Annotated in this window: 9 protein-coding genes; 6 read left to right on the top strand and 3 right to left on the bottom strand. The window is 62.3% G+C overall.

The genetic code is table 11. The annotated features are described in order from the left end of the window. The coding region (gene recC, locus VBE63_RS02655) for an exodeoxyribonuclease V subunit gamma (RefSeq protein WP_323681444.1) at positions 1-2,462 on the bottom strand (2,462 nt) is incomplete at its 3' end. 492 nt (positions 2,463-2,954) lie between these two features. Between recC and VBE63_RS02660 the strand changes: the two genes are divergently transcribed. The 4 genes from VBE63_RS02660 (at position 2,955) to VBE63_RS02675 (ending at position 10,628) form a co-directional block, all read left to right on the top strand. Beyond that, a complete protein-coding gene (locus VBE63_RS02660; protein ID WP_323681445.1) occupies positions 2,955-4,910 on the top strand; it encodes a DUF4914 family protein in 1,956 nt (651 codons plus the stop codon). 11 nt (positions 4,911-4,921) lie between these two features. Continuing rightward, the gene (locus VBE63_RS02665; protein WP_323681446.1) at positions 4,922-5,932 is read left to right on the top strand and encodes a hypothetical protein; all 1,011 of its coding nucleotides are present in this window, start codon (positions 4,922-4,924) and stop codon (positions 5,930-5,932) included. Positions 5,933-5,971: 39 nt separating this feature from the next. Further along, positions 5,972-7,423: an OFA family MFS transporter gene (locus tag VBE63_RS02670; RefSeq protein WP_323681447.1), complete on the top strand. Its 1,452-nt coding sequence runs from the start codon at positions 5,972-5,974 to the stop codon at positions 7,421-7,423. A gap of 190 nt (positions 7,424-7,613) precedes the next feature. Beyond that, a complete protein-coding gene (locus tag VBE63_RS02675; RefSeq protein WP_323681448.1) occupies positions 7,614-10,628 on the top strand; it encodes a UPF0182 family protein in 3,015 nt (1,004 codons plus the stop codon). Here VBE63_RS02675 and VBE63_RS02680 read toward each other — a convergent pair. Then, positions 10,573-11,640, bottom strand: a complete 1,068-nt coding sequence (locus VBE63_RS02680; protein ID WP_323681449.1) for a glycosyl hydrolase — start codon at positions 11,638-11,640, stop codon at positions 10,573-10,575. The two genes, VBE63_RS02675 and VBE63_RS02680, sit on opposite strands and share 56 nt — an antisense overlap. A 37-nt stretch (positions 11,641-11,677) precedes the next feature. Continuing rightward, on the bottom strand, positions 11,678-15,010 hold the full coding sequence (locus VBE63_RS02685; protein ID WP_323681450.1) for a DEAD/DEAH box helicase: 3,333 nt from the start codon (positions 15,008-15,010) through the stop codon (positions 11,678-11,680). Between the two features lie 157 nt (positions 15,011-15,167). Between VBE63_RS02685 and mutS the strand changes: the two genes are divergently transcribed. Together mutS and VBE63_RS02695 are read left to right on the top strand one after the other, a co-directional pair. After that, positions 15,168-18,053 carry a DNA mismatch repair protein MutS gene (gene mutS, locus VBE63_RS02690; protein WP_323681451.1) on the top strand — a complete coding sequence of 962 codons (2,886 nt, stop codon included), beginning with the start codon at positions 15,168-15,170 and terminating at the stop codon, positions 18,051-18,053. A gap of 27 nt (positions 18,054-18,080) precedes the next feature. Next, a complete protein-coding gene (locus VBE63_RS02695; protein ID WP_323681452.1) occupies positions 18,081-18,254 on the top strand; it encodes a hypothetical protein in 174 nt (57 codons plus the stop codon).

Here is an 18,254-nt window from a genome sequence, read left to right on the forward strand (position 1 = left end):
CGCAACTGCCCGACCAGCACCGAGGGCGGGCGCTCGGAGTCATCGCGCAGGCTGCGCCCGACCCAGCTGATCACCAGGCGTTCGCGCGCGGCGAGCAGGGCTTCGAGGAACAGGTAACGGTCATCCTCACGCCGCGAGCGATCGCCGGGGCGATCGTCGTTCGCCATTAGGTCGAAGTCGGCCGGGCGGCGGCTGCGCGGGTAGTCGCCATCGTTCATACCGAGCAGCCAGATCTGCCGGAACGGGATCGCGCGCATCGGCATCAGGGTGGCGACGTTGACCGCACCGGCGAGGAAGCGCTGGCTGAGGGTCGGGGTGTCGAGGCTGGGTAGCAGGCTGTCGCGCACCACCTCGAGCGGTAGCGGTTCGTTCTCAACACCGCCGTCGGTACAGTCGAGCAGCCACTGCTCGAGGGCGTTGCGCCAGAGCGCGAGCGCGCGCTCGTCGGCCTCGCTGCAGGCGAGGAACAGTGCATCGATGCGCTCGGCGAGCAAGGCGCTCCAATCCGTGGGGGTGCGCGGTGGTTGCAGCAGGCTCCAGCTCTCGCCGAGGGCCTCGAGCAGCTGCGCCAGGGGGCCGATCAGGGCCGCCTCCAGACCGCCGATCTCGTCGAAGGGTTCGATCCCCTGCCAGGCCTCGCTGCCGCCGGTGGCGAAGCCGAGCAGCATGCGCTTGAGACCGAAGCGCCAACTGTTCTGCTCCAGGCCGTCGGGCAGATCGAGGCCGGCGCGTTGCTCGGCATCGAGGCCCCAGCGGATTTTGGCGCCCTCGATCCACTGGCGCAGGCGTGGCAGGTCGGCCTCGGCGAGGCCGAAGCGGGCGCGCAGCGCAGGGATCTCGAGCAGGTCGAGCAGGTCACTGACGGCAAAGCGGGCTTGTGGCAGGTTGAGCAGGCTGTCGATACCGATCAGCAGCGGGTCGCGCTGACGTTCCGACTGGTCGGTGATCTGAAACGGGATGCGGCGCGGATCATCGCGCTCGAGGCGACCGAAGACGGCCTCGATGTGCGGGGCATAGACGCTGACATCGGGCACCATCACCAGGATGTCGCGCGGCTGCAGCGGCGTGCCGGCGCGTTTGGCGCTGGCGAAGGCGTCGAGCAGTTGGTCGTGGAGGATCTCGACCTCACGCTGCGGGCCATGGGCGATGAGGAAGCTGAGGCTGCGGTCGTGGCGTGGGTCGATCGCGGTGCCGAGTTCCCGACGCTCGTGCAGCGGGCGCAGTTCGAGGATGTCGTCTTGCAGCTGTTGCAGCAGCGTGGCGTTGTTCGGATTGCTAGCGTCGATCGGCGACTCGAAGAGATCGATCTTGAGATTCTGCTCGGCGAAGTGGGCCTCGTAGACGCTGCGATCGTCGTGTTCGTCAAGCAGGCGGATGTAGTCACGGCCCTGCTTGCCCCAGGCAGCGAGCAGCGGGTGGCCGTGCAGATGCAGCTCGGCGTCCTGCAGGTGCTCGGGCACCTTGCGCATGGCGGTGCGCTGGTAAGGCCGAAACAGGTCGCGAAACAGCTCACGGCCTTCCACCAGATCGCCCCAGTAGTGCTGGCTCGGGTTGTGCACGAACAGCATGACCTGGGCGACGGGCGCGAGGGCCTCGAGCACTTCGATGGCTTGGCGCGGCAGCGAGGAGATGCCGAAGACGATGACCCGGCGTGGCAGGTCACTGGGTCGGGTGGCCCAGGTCAGGGTCTTGGCCTGGGCGAGGAAGCGCTGGTGGATCTGGGCACGGCTGGCCTCGGCGGCGGGCGCGGGCGCGGTGCTGTCCTGGTGGTGCTTGGCCAGATCCTGGCGCAGTCGGCGCCAGAGCAAGGGCTGCCAGCGGTGTTCCTCAGGCAATGGGATCTGGGTGCCATTGGGGCGGATCAGCACATCCTCGCCCTGCTCCCAGGCGCTCAGCCAGTCGGCGCGGTAGACCTGGTATTGGTCGTAGAGGTCGGACAGGCGCGCGGCCAATTGCTGGCGGCGGCGGGCGTCGCCATCACTGTCGAGGAAACCGCGCAAAGGGTTGAGCCAGGTGCGCTCCTCGGTGTGGGTGGCGAGGGCATCGAGATCGCCGAGCAGCCGATACAAGCGCCAGACGAGCGGTGCCTTGTCGTAAGCGGAGATCTCAGGGAGATCGCCGAGCACGGCACGATAGGCCTGCCAGAGGAAGCGCGCCGGGAGCATCAGGTCGAGGGCGGCGGCGATGCCGCAGCCGCCGCTGAGGGCGTCCGCTGTCGCGATCCGACCTTGACGGCTGGGCTCGTCGCCGTCGAGGTCCTCAGCGCGCGGGGCGGCGAGCGCGAGCTTCAGCCATTGGCCGATGCCGTTGCTCTGCACCAGGATGACCTCGTTCTCCAAAGGATGTAGCGGATGCCGGCTGAGCCAGGCGCTGAGCAGTCCGCGCAGGGATTCGAGCCGGTTGCCCTGGATCAGCATGAAGCCGGTGGGCCAGTCGCTCGTTAGGTCCGTCTCTTCGCTCATGATTGGCCCCTCTGGCGGGTTCAGGTAAAGGATCAGTCAGTGGTCACAGGGCTTGTGACCCGCGATCGGGTAGTGCTCCAGATCTGTGGTGGTCTTGCCGGTGCCTGGATTGCCCTCGATAAAATACAGGTGGCCAGGACGCAGGACGCAGGCCGCCTTGCAGGACATCGTCCAGACCGGGGATACCCGAGGGAATCAACGTCGTCGACCTCGGCATAGATACGCTCCTTATGGTCACCGAGCCAGCATCGCTCAGAAGCATGGTCGAGCCGCCGATGTCGGACAGCAGGGGCCATCATTCATCGAAAAATACGAACTAAAATTCGGATTTTTCGAAGTGGTTAGCGAATCAGCCAGAGATGACTCTCGATATGATCAACCTACGCCAACCGCCAGAGACGTGACCGGGACCGCCGTTCCACGGCAGCCCAGCCAACGCCGGGCTTTCGGGGAGGCGAGCTTCCGTGCCTACGTCAGTATTGAGGCCAAGTTATGTCCCCATCCGACCTCCCTCCTCCGCATCCGAACTGGGCTGCATCGATGAGCCCCCAGGCACGCCGTCTCCTCGATCTGCCGCTACCGCCGGAGACTCGCTCGCTGCTGGCCGCCGCGCCGACTGTCACCGTGGCCGGCTCTCACGAGGAGCTCATGGCCCTCGCCGTCCGCGATGCCGGCGATGATGGCATCCACGAGGTCGATTACCAGGTGCCTGGAGTCGGCCCTGTGGTCGAGGCCAATGTCTGCCGCACCCGTAACGGCATCTCAGCCAACTACATCGAACCCTACATGCGTCGGCGCGACCCGGATTGCATGGTCATCGGCGATGATCGCCCAACCGATAAGCAGACTTATGTCGAGCGCTTTGGGGCCTCCTTCGACCCCGTCCGCGAGGAGACCTTCGAGTGGCTGAAGTCGCAGCCACTCGCCGTCTTCGCCTTCTATGCCGGACTGCCGAGCCAGGCAACCCAGGCGCTGGTGATCGCCCCGGACAATGCGGGTTTCTTTGCGCTGGGACTCGCCTTGCTGCAAGGCATCGTTCCGGTCGAGGACCTACCGGACGACTTCCAGCCCAAGGCCGTGATCTATGTCGCACCGCCGTTTCGGCATACCCATTTTGAAGGCCGTCAGGTCGTGGTCCACAACCGCCGCGACAGTCTGCATGAGGTGTTCAGCTACAACCTTTACCCCGGCCCGAGCGCCAAGAAGGGCGTCTACGGGGTGTTGCTCAACATCGGCGAGGAGGAGCGCTGGGTCACTATGCACTGCGCGACGGTGCAGGTGGTCACGCCCTACGAGAACAAGGTCGTCATCTCCCACGAGGGAGCGAGCGGCGGCGGCAAGAGCGAGATGCTCGAGTACGCCCATCGCCGGCCTGATGGGACCCTTTTGATCGGCCGTAATCTCGAGACCGGCGAGAAACGCAAATTTACCCTGCCCAAGGGTTGCGACCTGCGCCCGGTGACCGACGACATGGCGCTCTGCCATCCGTCGCTGGAGAAGGGCAACGGCAAGCTGACCCTGATCGATGCCGAAGAGGCTTGGTTCGTGCGCTGTAACCACATCGACCGCTATGGCACCGATCCGCACATCGAGGCGCTCACCGTGCATCCGCCGGAGCCGCTGCTGTTCCTCAACATCGAGGGTCGTCCTGGTGCAACAACCCTGATCTGGGAGCACATCGAAGACGCCCCGGGGGAGCCCTGCCCGAATCCGCGCGTGGTCATCCCACGCAAGATCATCCCCGACGTGGTGCGCGGTGCTGTCGATGTGGACGTGCGCAGCATGGGCGTGCGCACGCCGCCTTGCAGCGCCGAGCGGCCCACCTATGGCATCGTCGGACTGTTCCATCTGCTACCGCCCGCGCTCGCCTGGCTCTGGCGGCTGGTGGCACCGCGTGGCCACGCCAACCCGAGCATCGTCGAGACCGCAGGCATGACCTCCGAGGGCGTTGGATCGTACTGGCCCTTTGCCACCGGGCGCATGGTGGATCATGCCAACCTGCTGTTGAACCAGATCATCGAGACGCCCGAGGTCCGTTATGTGCTGATCCCGAACCAGCACATCGGCATCTGGGAGGTTGGCTTCATGCCGCAGTGGATCGCGCGTGAGTATTTCGCGCGTCGCGGCGGTGCCCGTTTTGCCGCCAACCGCATGCGACCCTCACGCTGTTCATTGCTGGGCTACACCCCCGGCAGCATCATGATGGAGGGCAGCACCATCGGAAACTGGTTCTTCGAGGTCGAGCACCAGCCCGAGGTCGGCCCGGCGGCCTACGACAAGGGGGCCGCGATCCTCACCGAGTTCTTCCACCGCGAGCTGAAGGCATTCCTCGGCTCCGATCTACTGCCAACCGGACAACGGATCATCCAATGCTGCCTCGATGGCGGCAGCCAAGCCGAGTATCAGGAACTGCTTGATCTGCCCTTCCTCGAGCCAGACGAAGATTAAAGGACGCGAGCTTGGAGCAGTTCGACTTCAGGCGACACCGGCACCAGCCGCGCTCCTTCGATGCCGCACCGCCGATCCTGAGGCGTCATGTCCTCGGGGTCGACTACCTGCAGCTGCGCGGCAAGCAGTCGGGCGACCTCTTTGTCACCCGGCATGGCTGGCCGGTCCTGGAATCCATCGTCCCCTCGCAGTGGTTCGTCGGCGATCGGCTGCGCAAGGTCGGTCGCCACCTCGCTGGAGCGACCGGCGCCGTCTATCGGGTGCCGGTGGCGCATCCGGCGCGCTCAGACTTTGCGTTGGTGGTGAAGTTCAGTCGCTTCGCGCAAGAGGCGCTGATCTCAATCCCGCCGAGCGAGCCCATGGGCTGGGCCGAGCGCGATCGGATCGCGGTGAGCGAGTTCCTGTCGCCGTTCGAGGAATTTGCCAATCTGGAGCGCCTGCGCACCCGTGCCGGGATGCGCATCCCGACCAAGGCGCCGCTGGCGATCTACTCGCCAGCCACCCGCTACCTCGACTGGCAGCTCGGCCGCATCGACCACCGCCGCTGGTGGTACGACCGCGTGCTCGCCGAGGACCAGGCCGAGCAGCCCGAGGGCTCCAGGGTCGCTTACGACTGGGAGCGGATGTATGTGCTGATCTATCGCTGGATCGATGGCATTGATGCCGAGACGGCCTGCCAGCAGGGCTCGCTCACCGACACCGAGCTGCGCACGCTCTGTCAAGAGGCACGCCAAACATTGCGCGATCACGGCTGGGATGTGCTGGATCATAAGGCGCGGCATGTGATCGTGCGTCCGCAGAGGACGTCCGGGGCCGACGCCAAATTGAGGCCCGCACCCATGCTGAAGCCAGCAGCTGAGCCGGAGTCCCAGTTGTCGTCCGAGTCCGAGCCCGAGTCCGAGCACCAATCGACACCAGGCCGCCTCGTCTGCCGTCACGGGCATCGGCTTTGGGCGCTGGTCGATTACGAGCTCCTGGTGCCCTATCCCGCACCCAGCGGCGAGACACTTCAAGCGCAGTAGACTGCCGCGCGCGGTCTGTTCACTATAAGGAACCACCGTATGACGAACAAACACGACGACAAACGCTGGGGCGTCGTCGCCGGGGCACTGATCATTCAGATGAGTCTGGGCGCCGTCTATATCTGGAGCGTCTTCCAGACACCACTATTGGCCCAATTCCCAGATTGGTCCGAGACCCAGGTCACTCTGCCGGCCCAACTCGTGATCGCGGTCTTCGCCGTCGCCGTGATTCTGGGCGGACGTATTCAGGACCGGCTCGGACCTCGGCTGGTCGGCAGCCTGGGTGGCCTGATCCTGGGCCTTGGGCTCATGCTTGCTGGACTGACGGACCACTTCTCTGAAGGACAGGCTTTGGCCTGGCTGGTGGGCACCTATGCCGTGATTGGCGGTCTCGGCATCGGCATGGCTTATGTCTGCCCGGTCGCGACCTGCGTAAAATGGTTCCCGGACAAGCGCGGGCTGATCACCGGCCTTGCCGTGGCGGGCTTTGGCGCCGGCGCCTTCTTCTTCGCGCCCTTGGCGCGGGCGCTGATCGGTGGTGGCGACTATGAGCTGTTCGGAATCGGGCTCTTGCCGCTGCCGCAGGCCGGCGTCTTTGACACCTTCATGGTGCTCGGTGCCATCTTCCTAACCACCGTGGTGCTCGGCTCCCAGCTGCTGCGCAACCCACCTGAAGGCTATTGTCCCGCCGGCTGGACACCACCGGCAGCCACGGCGAATCACCCCTCGACGCAGGCCAGTTACACCCCGGCCGAGATGCTGCGCACCCCGACCTTCTGGCTGCTCTGGATCACCTATCTGTCCGGCAGCACGGCTGGACTGATGGTGATCATGAAGGCCGCACCGATCTGGGAGGCCTTCAGTCTGTCAGCGGCCGTCGAGGTCCCAGTCTCCTACGAGCGCTTCGCGACCATTGCCTCGGCCGCGGCGATGGCGGTAGGGGTGCTCGCGCTGTTTAATGCTGCTGGGCGCATCCTCTGGGGCCGGGTGTCAGACAGCCTCGGCCGCAAGCAGACCTTGATCATCATGTTCGTGCTCTGCGCCTTGGTCCTGTTCGCGCTTGACTGGATGCGCCTCTACCCCCTGTACCTGCTCGGGGTCTCGTTGGTCGCCCTCTGCTTTGGCGGCTATCTCGCACTCTACCCGGCGATCACGGCCGACTACTATGGCACCCGCCACATCGGTGTGAACTATGGCCTGCTGTTCACCGCCTACGGCAGCGGCGGCCTGCTCGGCCCGTTCCTGGCCGCGGTGCTGCTGGAGACCACCGAGGGCATCAGCTATCAGGCGCTGGATGCGACCGGAACACTGACCACCCGGGTGTTCCAGCTCGGCAATTACGACACCGCCTTCCTTGCCGCTGGTCTCCTTTGTCTGGCCGCTGCAGTGCTGACGCTGGCGCTGCGGGCGCCGCAACGTGGCGATCTGCGTTTGGACGGGGCGGAGCAGGCCGGTGCCAACCGGGGTCTGCCGGCGTACGAACAATCCTGATCCAGGCAATGCGTCAGCAGCAGCCGATCGGTCAGGACACCATCGACAGAACCGATCTTCTACCAAGTCCAGACCCTCGGCTCCAGCCGCTTCTTCAGGGTGCTTGACATCCAAAAGCCAGAAACGCGGAAGACCGCGAAAATGGCTCATTTCACCAGCCTAAGTTACACCCCGGCCCGATTAGGCGTTGATGCGTAACAGTCTGAGATTACGCGCGCTCGAGCGCCTGTACCTCATCAAACCCGAGGCCACTTGCTCCGATTGCCTGGGCAAGCGCCAGGTGGTTGTAGAGAATGTTACAATCATACCTTTGGTGTTTCGTCTATTTCCGCTTTTTTGGCAAGGTGACATTATGGCGACCAAACGTCTCTGGCGTCGAATCAGTTTGATCTCACTCGCCACCATTCTGTTATTGCTAATGATCGCTTTGCCGGTCATTGTCTTTTTCTATGCCGACGTGATTGTTGATATTTGGTGGTATCAATCGCTCGGTTTGGGATTTTATTTTTGGCAGCGATTGCTATATAGCTATGTTGTTTTTGCTGTCTTTACCACGATTTTCTTCTTCTTCTTTTATTATAATTTTCGAATTGCAACCCGCGACATGCTGATCAAGCGATTGGTTCCAGCTAAATTTCTGTTGCGGCTTCGGCGCAAAAAGAAGCGGTCTGCAGTACAGAATGCACTGATTCTGACATCGGCAAAGGACTCGCAGCGCAGTCGTTTCATTCAGTTCGACTGGCTCATCTTTGGCCTGCGCAAGTTAACGATTCTGGTCGCTCTGGTACTAGCGGCAGTCCTCGCCTATCCATTATATTCACAATGGGAAGAGACGCTGTTATTCATCTTCGCGCCGAGCGCCGGCATCACTGATCCATTCTATGGCCAGGATATCAGCTTTTATCTTTTCGCATTGCCACTATTTCGTCATATTTTACTCGAAGTCTTTTTTGCGCTTGCCGTCTTGCTGGTCATACTCGGCCTAATCTATTACCTGCAGTACCAGGAGTTGAAAAAGCGCAATATGAATATTGCGCTGGGCGCCAGAAGGCACCTCAGTGTGATCGTCGCGCTGATGTTTTGCGTCGGTATCGCAGAATTAGTATTCCAACGTTACATGTTGCTTTATGGCGATAGCCATACACCGCTATTTTTTGGCCCTGGCTATACGGAAATGAACATCGTACTGCCGCTGATCTGGGCAGCGATGCTCGTGTTGCTTGCGCTTGGTGCTAGCAGCATTTGGTATCTCAATAAAAAACGCGGGTTATCGATTGTGTTGGTCTTCTCGATACTGCTAGCCGCAACCCTGGGCCTGCGGTACTGGGAAGCCATTCCCAATACGATTCAGGACTACCTGGTGGAGCCAGATGAGTTGGCCCGACAACAGCTTTATATCGCGCGTAATATCGCCGCCACTCTAGATTCGTTTGATCTGAACGAGGTTGAGACGCGACCTTATGTGATCCCAATCGATGATGGCAATGTCGAGCACACTGATCCCAGTGACATCGATCCAGTCGCGCTGCGCAATATTCCTGTCTGGGATCGCGACGTGTTGATCGATGTCTATCGCGAGATGCAAGAGATTCGCAGCTATTATAGCTTCCTCTCGGTGAATACGGATCGCTATACCATCGATGGCCGTTATCAGCAGGTCTTTCTCGCCGCGCGAGAACTGGATTTCGATCATTTACCTCAGGATTCACAAAATTGGGTCAATCGTTGGTTCCGATACACTCACGGCTACGGTGCCGTCATGACACCCGCCGCGCAGCTCGGCGAGGAAGCAATGGAGTGGTTCCTCAAGGATATGCCGCCGCGTTCCGATTATGGCTTGACGATCGAAGAACCTGCGATCTATTACGGTATGCAGGATCTTTATGATGTGATCGCTCCCAATGCCCTGGGAGAGATTTCCTACCCAGGCGAGACCGGGGTGGTTCAGGATGATTATCGCGCCGATACCGCCATCCCGATCAATAGCTGGTTCAGGCGCGCCATCTTTGCCCTTCATTACCGCGATTACAAGCTGTTTTTTACCACTGCCATCCAATCGGACAGCCAGATTCTCATCCGCCGCAATGTGCCGAGCACCATTCGCGTTATTACTCCTTTCCTAGAGCTCGACAACGATCCTTACCTGGTGGTGACAGCCGAACATCTCTACTGGATCATCGACGCCTATACCCTGTCTGATCGCTATCCTTATGCCGAGCCGGTAAATGCTAATGTCGGCGCCCATCCCGATCATGGCATGGCAAGCCCGATCGCCAAGGAGTTCAATTATATCCGTAATTCCGTGAAAATCGTCGTCGATGCCTATACCGGGGAGATGAGCTACTATCTTGCCGATCCGAATGACCCGATCGCGCGCGCCTACCAGCGGATGTATCCCGGCTTGATTAAGGACATGAATGAGTTTCCAGAGGCGTTGAAAGCGCACATCCGTTACCCTCAGGATCTGTTTACGACCCAGATGCAAGTGTATGCGAAATATCATCAGACTGATCCGACGGTCTTTTACGCACAGGAAGACCGCTGGATGTTTCCGCGGATTTCGCGCGCCGATGAGGTCAAGACACTGTTTCCCTATTACGTCACGCTCAACCTGATCGACCACTCACGTTTCGAGCATCTTCTGCTGGCGCCGATGAATCCGAAGGGGCGCGACAACATGCGAGCCTTTGCGGTGGTGAGTTCAGATGCGGAGAACTATGGTCGGATCATCGTCTACAGTCTGCCTACCGGCATGCTGGTGCTCGGGCTATCGCAGATCGACGCGCTGATCGAACAGGATTCCAAGATTGCCGAACAGTTCACGCTCTGGGGGCGTGGCGGTGCGGAGATCCAGCGCGGCAAGCTGATCCTGATTTTGCTCGACGATGTGATCACCTATGTGCAGCCGGTATATCTGAAGGCGGCGCATGGCGTGAAGATTCCCCAACTGAAGCGGGTGATCCTGAGTCAAGGCGGCGAGGTAGAGATGGCGCCATCACTTGAAGACGCCTTAGTCGCCCTCCGCGAGCGGCAACGGCAACGCGAGGATAAGGCGCGCGGGAGATCTGCGACGGAGGGCCCGAAGGAGACCCCGCGACTCGAGTTTGACCCTGAGTCGAGTGCGGAGGCCTCAGCCGAGGCCGCTGCGCTCAGCGTTGGGAACCATCCCAACGCTGCCAGCGCGTCAGGTCAGAGTCCTGACTGAGCGCGAGCCCGATCCGATGGCGCGCGGCCAGTTCATCGCCATGGCCGAGCCCGGTTTCGTTGACGCCGACATAATAGAGTCGCCAAGAGCCATCTTCCATCGCCACCAGGCAGGGCGTGCCCACCGCAAACGCATCCCAGGCCCCGGAGCCGCTCTCGGCATGGGCGAAGATTGACCCGTCTGGTTCCGACCCTGGCCGTCGGGTCCAGTGCAGGCCGTCGTCGGACTCGGCCAGCCCGATCGAATGCCCACTGCCGGCAACCCCCTCGTAGACCATCAACCAACGTCCATCGTGCCAGAGCACCTGCCGGGTACCGATGCCGAGGCCATCGAAGGCATCCGGCTCGCCGGGGCCGAGCACCTCGCCGCGTTTACGCCAATGCAGCCCGTCGTCGGAGTCCGCCAGGCCGACACCAAAGACCATCCGCGCCGGGTCCAGGCTGTGGTAGTAGAGTCGCCAAAGATCATGGCGTACCCGCACCACTTGCGGCCAGCCCAAGCTGGCGGCATCAAAGGCATTGGGCTCGCCGAAGTCCAACAGAGCGCCTTGATAGGGGCCGTCAAGACGCTGCCAGTGCAGACCATCGCGCGAGATCGCGCAGCCTGGCCGCAGACGCAGACCCTTGACGTCGAAGCGCCCCATCCGGAACCGGCTCTGATCGCCGCCCAAGTACCACATCCAGTACAGCCCGTCCTCATAGCGGACGCAGCTGACGCCGACGTGAGTCGAATCGAATCGGCTGTGATCAGCATGGGCCTCGAACACAGCGCCGCGCGTCGCTGGGCCGTTGATTCGGGTCCAGCGCAGGCCATCGTCCGACTCGGCGAGCCCGATGCGACCCGTTGGCAGATTGATTTCGGGATCGAACCCATGGTCGCGGCCGTAATACCACATTCGCCAACGCCCATCCGGAAGGCGTAGCACACAGGGACCGGAGACCCGATCGTCATCCCATTGCCCGGGGGCTCCTGGGCCGAGGAGCAGGCCTTTTTGCATGGCATCTGTCATCATTACTGGCTCCGGGTGATCTCTGTCTTAATCCATGTCCTTAATCCGCATCCAATGGCGCGAACAGCAGTTCCAAATCCTCATGACTGAGTGACTTGGTCGCGCTGCCGCCGCCTTCCAGCATCGCATCAGCCAGGGCCTGCTTGCGCGCCTGGAGCTCAGCGACGCGTTGTTCGACCGTGCCTTCGGTGAGCAGTTTGTAGACGAAGACCGGCTTATCTTGTCCGATCCGATGTGCCCGGTCTGTTGCCTGCCGCTCGGCGGCAGGATTCCACCAGGGATCGTAGTGGATCACTGTATCGGCCGCGGTCAGATTCAGTCCGCTACCGCCAGCCTTCAGACTGATCAGGAATAAAGGCACCTCGCCAGCCTGGAAGCGGTCTACTGGTGTTTGCCGATCGCGGGTCTGTCCGGTCAGCTTAACGTAGTCGCGATCTTTCTTCTGTTTGAGGCGTTTATCCAGGGCTTCTTCGATCAGGCTGAGCATGCTGGTGAACTGCGAGAACAGCAAGATGCGTCGCCCTTCTTCCATCAGATCGGCGAGGAGTTCTATCAGCAGGTCCAGCTTCGCAGAGCCCTTGACGTGCCGTGCGCTTTCCAGCGAGACCAGGCGGGGATCACAACAGCATTGGCGCAGCTTGAGCAAGGCATCCAAGATGATGATGCCACTCTGCGCCAAGCCCTTGCGCTTGATCTCCTCGCGCACCTTCTCGTGCAGCGCCAGACGGAGCGTCTCATAGAGATCGCGCTGATCCGTGGCCAAAGGGATCTCGCGCAGGATCTCGGTCTTTGGCGGTAGCTCAGCGGCGACCTGCTCCTTGGTGCGACGCAGCAGGAAGGGCGCGACACGACGGCGCAGGCGTTCGGTTCGGTCCTGGTCGCCATGGCGCTCGATCGGATTGCGGAACAGGCGCCGGAAGCCACGCTCGTCGCCGAGCAGATCGGGCATCAAAAAATCCAGCAGCGCCCAGAGCTCGCCGAGATGATTTTCCAGCGGGGTCCCGGTGAGACAGAGCCGATGGCGCGCCTCGAGCGATCGGGCGGCTTGCGCCACTTTGCTGCGCGGATTCTTGATCGCCTGTGCCTCATCCAGGATCAGCAGATGCCAGGGCTGGGCGCTGATCACTTCCAGGTCGCGCGGCAGCAAGGCATAGGTGGTGAGCACCAGGTCCTGCTCGGCGAGCGTGTCAAAGTGCGCTTGGCGTTTCGGCCCTTGCAGGATCACGACCCGCAACGATGGCGCAAAGCGTTCGGTCTCGCGCTTCCAGTTGAACATCAGACTGGTCGGCGCGACGACCAGGCTGGGGCGATCGGCACGGCCAGCCGCCTTTTCGATCAACAGATGCGCGAGGGCCTGGATGGTCTTGCCCAACCCCATGTCATCCGCGAGCACACCGCCGAGCTCGAAATCGCGCAAGAACTGAAGCCAGTTCAGACCCTCTTGCTGATAAGAACGCAGCTCCGCCTTGAGCTCGTCCGGTGGCTCGACGCGTTCGATGCGCTCGAATTCGCGCAAGCGCCGACCCCATTCTCGCGCCTGCTCGCCACCACGCCAGCTCAGGTTGGGCGCCTGCTGTTCCAACTCGGCGAGCTCGGTGGCCTGAAGGCGCGAGAGTCGCATCCGACCATCGCCCTGCAAACGCGCCATGGGGTCGTAGAGCTCAACCAGGGTCGAGAGGATTGGCTTCAGGCGGTCGGCTTGGAAGAAGATATAGCGGCCATCCTCGAGCCGGAGGCTGAATCGGGTCTCATCATTAAGCGCATTGAGCGCCTCCAGCGACAGATCCACGTTCGGATTTTGGATCAGATTCAGCAGGATCGGCAGCAAGTCCAAGCGCTCGCCGTCGACTTCGACGCCCAAGCTCAGATCAAGCCAGCGCCCAGCATCACCCTCCTCGATATCCAGATCCCAGTCGCCGACACGACCCACCCGAAAGCGGAAGCTCGGATCGACCTCGACCCGCCAGCCTTCGCCTTCGAGCAGCGGTAGATCCCGATCCATAAACGCCAGCCAGGCCTCAACTCTGGGCGGTCCGAACGGCACGCCGACGCCCTCCGAGGTCTCAACCTTTTGCTCGAGTCCAAGCATCTCCAACCGCTTCAGCGCCGCTTGCTCGGCCTGCGGTTGCCGATCGCATTCGATGACCACTCCGTCCTTCAGATGGGAGACATGATCACCGGCTTCGCGCGGGTCGATCATCGCCCCGGCATAATCCAGCCGAAGGCGAGCCTCGTCTTCCCACCGAGGCTCTGCCGCAGCACCATAGGCCCAAGCCGAATAGCTTGACACCCCTGGAATCTCGCGGCTGAGAAGCCGCAGAGAGGGCGTTGGTGCATCGATGCTGACCCGGCGATGCTTAGGGTGTGGCGGGCTCGGCAGCTTGAGCCCTTTGAACCGCGTGCGTGTCTGCTCCTCGAAGGCATCAAGGCTGGCCAGCGGAATCGCTGGCGCTCGCACCAACGCAGTCGCCTCGCGCTCGCCGAGTGGGGTTTCGATGGGGCCGCACTCGCCAGAGGCTGGGTCCAGATACCAGGGTGGGTGCAGCGGCAGCAGAACCAATCCTTCGCGTTCCGTGTTGAAGCGGAGGTGGAGCTGCGAATCCTCTTGCCAGCACCAACTCAGCTCGCCTGCAACCGGGTTGCCTCGCATCAGGCGCGGCCCATCCTTGTCCCGCCAGTGGCCTCGTCCAGATCGCAGCACGGCCTCGAGCAGTTCGATGCCCAGGTCATCGCTGAGGACCGCGGCGCCAAACTCGCCACCGCTAGGCTGCGCTGCGGAGAGCGCGATGATGCGTCGATCCTCAGCTCGAATGAAACGTCCCTTCGACTGTGCGCGCAGATTGAATGGGGCTGGTTTACCATAGCCCCCGGACTTGAGCCGGCGCACCTTAGCGGCGCTCAGGATCACCTTGGCGTGTGAAAGAGCGGGCGTCTGCAGCCGTAGCAGATAGAGCAGCCATTGTTGATCATCTTCGTCGATGTCCAGCTGCTCGGTCTCGAAGAGCCAGCTTGCGACCGATGCTGGTAGCACTTGCCTAGGTGGTGTGGGCTGGAGTCGGCGCGGCGATGGCGCCTGACGGCCCCCATCGATCGCTTCGTCAGCGGCCAGCAGCAGTGCCGCCACATGTTTGCAGTTAAAACCGACCGGGCAGGAGCAGTGACCGCGGATGTTGCTTCCTGATCCGACGCGCGCATCGATCTGGACCACAACCTGATACACCCGCGTGCCAGACCCTCGCACCCGTCCCGAGATCACGCCTTTGTCGGCACGTTGATCGACACTGAGCACATGCCCGTCTTCGACATAGCGCCGACCTCTGTCGACATAGGCAGCCGGCAGCTCATGTTCGAGCTGTTGTTCAGTAAAAAGCATGATGTGGGTTGGGTTTCGATTGGAGTCTACTGAATCATACTACCTTGCCCGTCCGATCAACCCAAGCTTCCAAGACCTTGAGACACCGACCCCAGGAAATCGCAGATTGAGTGAGCAGAACATAACGCGATCCGAGCAGTTCGCAGAGCATACCCCCATGATGCAGCAATATTTGCGCATCAAGGCCGAGTATCCTGACATGCTGCTGTTCTATCGCATGGGGGACTTCTACGAGCTGTTCTTCGAGGATGCCGAGCGCGCCGCGCGGCTGCTCGATATCACCCTGACCAAGCGCGGCCAGTCCGCCGGGCAGCCGATCCCGATGGCCGGCGTACCCTATCACGCCGCCGAGGGGTATCTCGCGCGACTGGTCCGACGTGGGGTCTCGGTTGCGATCTGCGAGCAGAAGGGTGATCCGGCCAAGACCAAGGGTCCCGTCGAGCGCGAGGTGGTGCGCATTGTCACTCCTGGTACCTTGACCGATGAGGCGCTGCTCGAGGAGCGGCAAGAGAATCTCCTCTGTGCCCTTGTTGAGTCTGGCTCTGAAGCTGCAGCCACCTCTAGGACCGGCGCCGGTTTGCGAACGGGACTCGCAGTACTGGAGCTGGCCAGCGGACGTTTCACCCTGCTTGAGCTGGAGGGTCAAGAAGCCTTGGCGGCAGAGCTTGAGCGTCTACGCCCGGCCGAGCTATTGATCAGCGAGACCAGCCGACTACCCGAGCAACTCGGCGAGCACCTGGCAACTGGCCTGACTGCCGGCATCACCCGCCGTGCGCCCTGGCAGTTCGAGGCCGATAGCGCCGAACGGCTGCTGTGCGAGCAATTCGGCACCCAGGACCTGAACGGGTTCGGCTGCGCCGGGCTGCGGTTGGCGATCGGTGCTGCGGGCTGTCTGCTGCAATATGTCAAAGAGACCCAGCGTGTCGCCCTGCCCCATCTGCGCGGCCTCAGAACCGAAACCCGCGATGAGGCGCTGATCCTGGATGCTGCGACCCGTCGCAACCTCGAGCTCACGCGCTCCCTCAGCGCGGTCTCCGGCGGCACCCATGGCAGCGGTGCAAGCGATCAGCATACCTTGGCTGGCATCATGGATCGCACCGCGACCGCGATGGGCGCGCGCTTGCTGCGGCGCTGGATCAATCGCCCGCTGCGCGATCGGGTAGCCGTTGGGGAGCGCCATCAGGCGATCGAGGCACTGCTGCTCTCAGATGCCGACGAAGCACTGCGCGAGGAGCTGGCTGCGATCGGCGATCTGGAGCGCATCCTCGCGCGGGTTGCGCTCGGCTCTGCGCGTCCGCGTGATCTCGCGGCGCTGCGTGAGGCCCTCTTGCGGCTGCCGGCGCTGCATGCGGATCTCGGCATGGCCGAGAGCGCGCGACTTGGACAGCTTGCTACCGAGATGGGCGAGCATCCGGAGCTGCTCAGCCTGTTACAGCGCGCCCTGATCGAGCAGCCGCCGATGCTGATCCGTGACGGCGGTGTGATCGCGCGCGGCTATGATCACGAGCTCGATGAGCTGCGCGATCTAGCTGAGCATGGTGACCAGTTCCTGATTGACCTCGAACAGCGCGAGCGCGCCCGCACCGGCATCAGCACGCTCAAGGTCGGTTACAACCGGGTGCATGGCTACTACATCGAGCTCGGCCGCAGCCATGCCGAGCGCGTCCCCGACGACTATCAGCGCCGCCAGACCTTAAAGACCAGCGAGCGCTATATCACCCCGGAACTGAAGCGCTTCGAGGGGCAGGTGCTGAGCGCGCGTGAGCGTTCACTGGCGCGCGAGAAGCTGCTGTACGAAGCCTTGATCGAGCAGTTGCAAGCAAGCCTAGCGCCATTACAAGCCACTGCTGCGGCCATTGCCGAGCTGGACGTGCTCTGCAACCTGGCCGAGCGCGCCGAGCGGTTCAATTGGAGCCGACCACAGCTCAACGACGCGCCGGGGATTCGGATCAAGGAGGGTCGCCACCCGGTGGTCGAGCAGGTGCGTGCCGAGCCCTTCGTGCCGAATGGGCTGAACCTGAGCAACCAGGAACGGATGCTGGTGATTACCGGCCCCAACATGGGCGGCAAGTCGACCTTCATGCGTCAGGTCGCGTTGATTGTGGTGATGGCCTATGCCGGCAGCTTTGTGCCGGCAAAAAGCGCCGAGCTTGGCCCCATTGATCGCATCTTCTCGCGCATCGGCGCCGCTGATGATCTGGCGCGCGGTCGCTCCACCTTCATGGTCGAGATGGAAGAGACCGCCAACATCCTCAATAACGCTACCGCCAACAGCCTGGTACTGATGGACGAGATCGGTCGCGGCACCAGCACCTTCGACGGCCTCTCGCTAGCCTGGGCCTGTGCCGAGGCGATTGCCGATCAACTGCGCGCCTTCACCCTCTTCGCGACCCACTACTTCGAGCTGACCGTGCTACCGGAGCGCCATGCGAGCGTGCGCAATGTGCATCTGGACGCGGTCGAGCACGGCGAGCGCATCGTCTTCCTGCATAGCCTGCGCGAGGGGCCGGCCAGCCAGAGCTATGGCTTACAGGTCGCGGCGCTGGCCGGGGTGCCAACAGCGGTGATCGCGCGCGCACGGAAGCATCTGCGCCGGCTCGAGGAGCAATCGGTCGAGCGCGACCAGAGCGCCAGGCAGTTGTCGTTGTTTCCGCCCGAGCCAGCGCCGGCCAAGACGCCAACTCCGCCGTCAGCGCCAGCTCAACCAGCGTCGTCTCAACCAGCACCAAGTGTCTCGGCAGCATCTTCATCTGTTTCCTCGGCGTCGGCTAAGCGAGAGCCTGCGCAAACGCCAAACCATACCCAAGAGCCTGCCATGATCCGCGAGCCGGACCCGAATCCTGGTTCCGGTCCCGGTCAAAATCCAAGCCCAAGCCCAAGCTCAAGACCAAGTCCGGCGCTAGAGGCACTGCGCCGACTAGACCCTGATGAGCTCAGCCCACGCCAGGCGCTCGAGAACCTCTATCGTCTCCAGGCATTGGACCATGGCATGGATTCAAGACCACCGGAGGGATTGCTGAAAAAGCGCGTACCGAATTCATGAGCCACACCTGCTCGCGCAGGCTATCGCTTGTTTGCCATCCAGTGCCGATCACTGTGCTGGCGGGGCGCGGCGATCTTTACCATCGGCCGCCTCGTTTGGCTGATCAATGGCACGGTCATCGTTCTGCCGTTATATCGATCGGGAATGAAAAACCGCCTGTTCCGCATGACCCCAAGGCCGCTCGTCGCTCTGCGCGCATGA

The organism is Lamprobacter sp., from assembly GCF_034860625.1.
GTDB lineage: Bacteria > Pseudomonadota > Gammaproteobacteria > Chromatiales > Chromatiaceae > Lamprobacter.

Coding starts and splice junctions, on each gene's coding strand:
- VBE63_RS02660 (WP_323681445.1), top strand. CDS start 2,955: ATGTCCCCATCCGACCTCCCTCCTCCGCATCCGAACTGGGCTGCATCG.
- VBE63_RS02670 (WP_323681447.1), top strand. CDS start 5,972: ATGACGAACAAACACGACGACAAACGCTGGGGCGTCGTCGCCGGGGCA.
- VBE63_RS02675 (WP_323681448.1), top strand. CDS start 7,614: ATGCGTAACAGTCTGAGATTACGCGCGCTCGAGCGCCTGTACCTCATC.
- VBE63_RS02680 (WP_323681449.1), bottom strand. CDS start 11,640: ATGATGACAGATGCCATGCAAAAAGGCCTGCTCCTCGGCCCAGGAGCC.
- VBE63_RS02685 (WP_323681450.1), bottom strand. CDS start 15,010: ATGCTTTTTACTGAACAACAGCTCGAACATGAGCTGCCGGCTGCCTAT.
- mutS (WP_323681451.1), top strand. CDS start 15,168: ATGATGCAGCAATATTTGCGCATCAAGGCCGAGTATCCTGACATGCTG.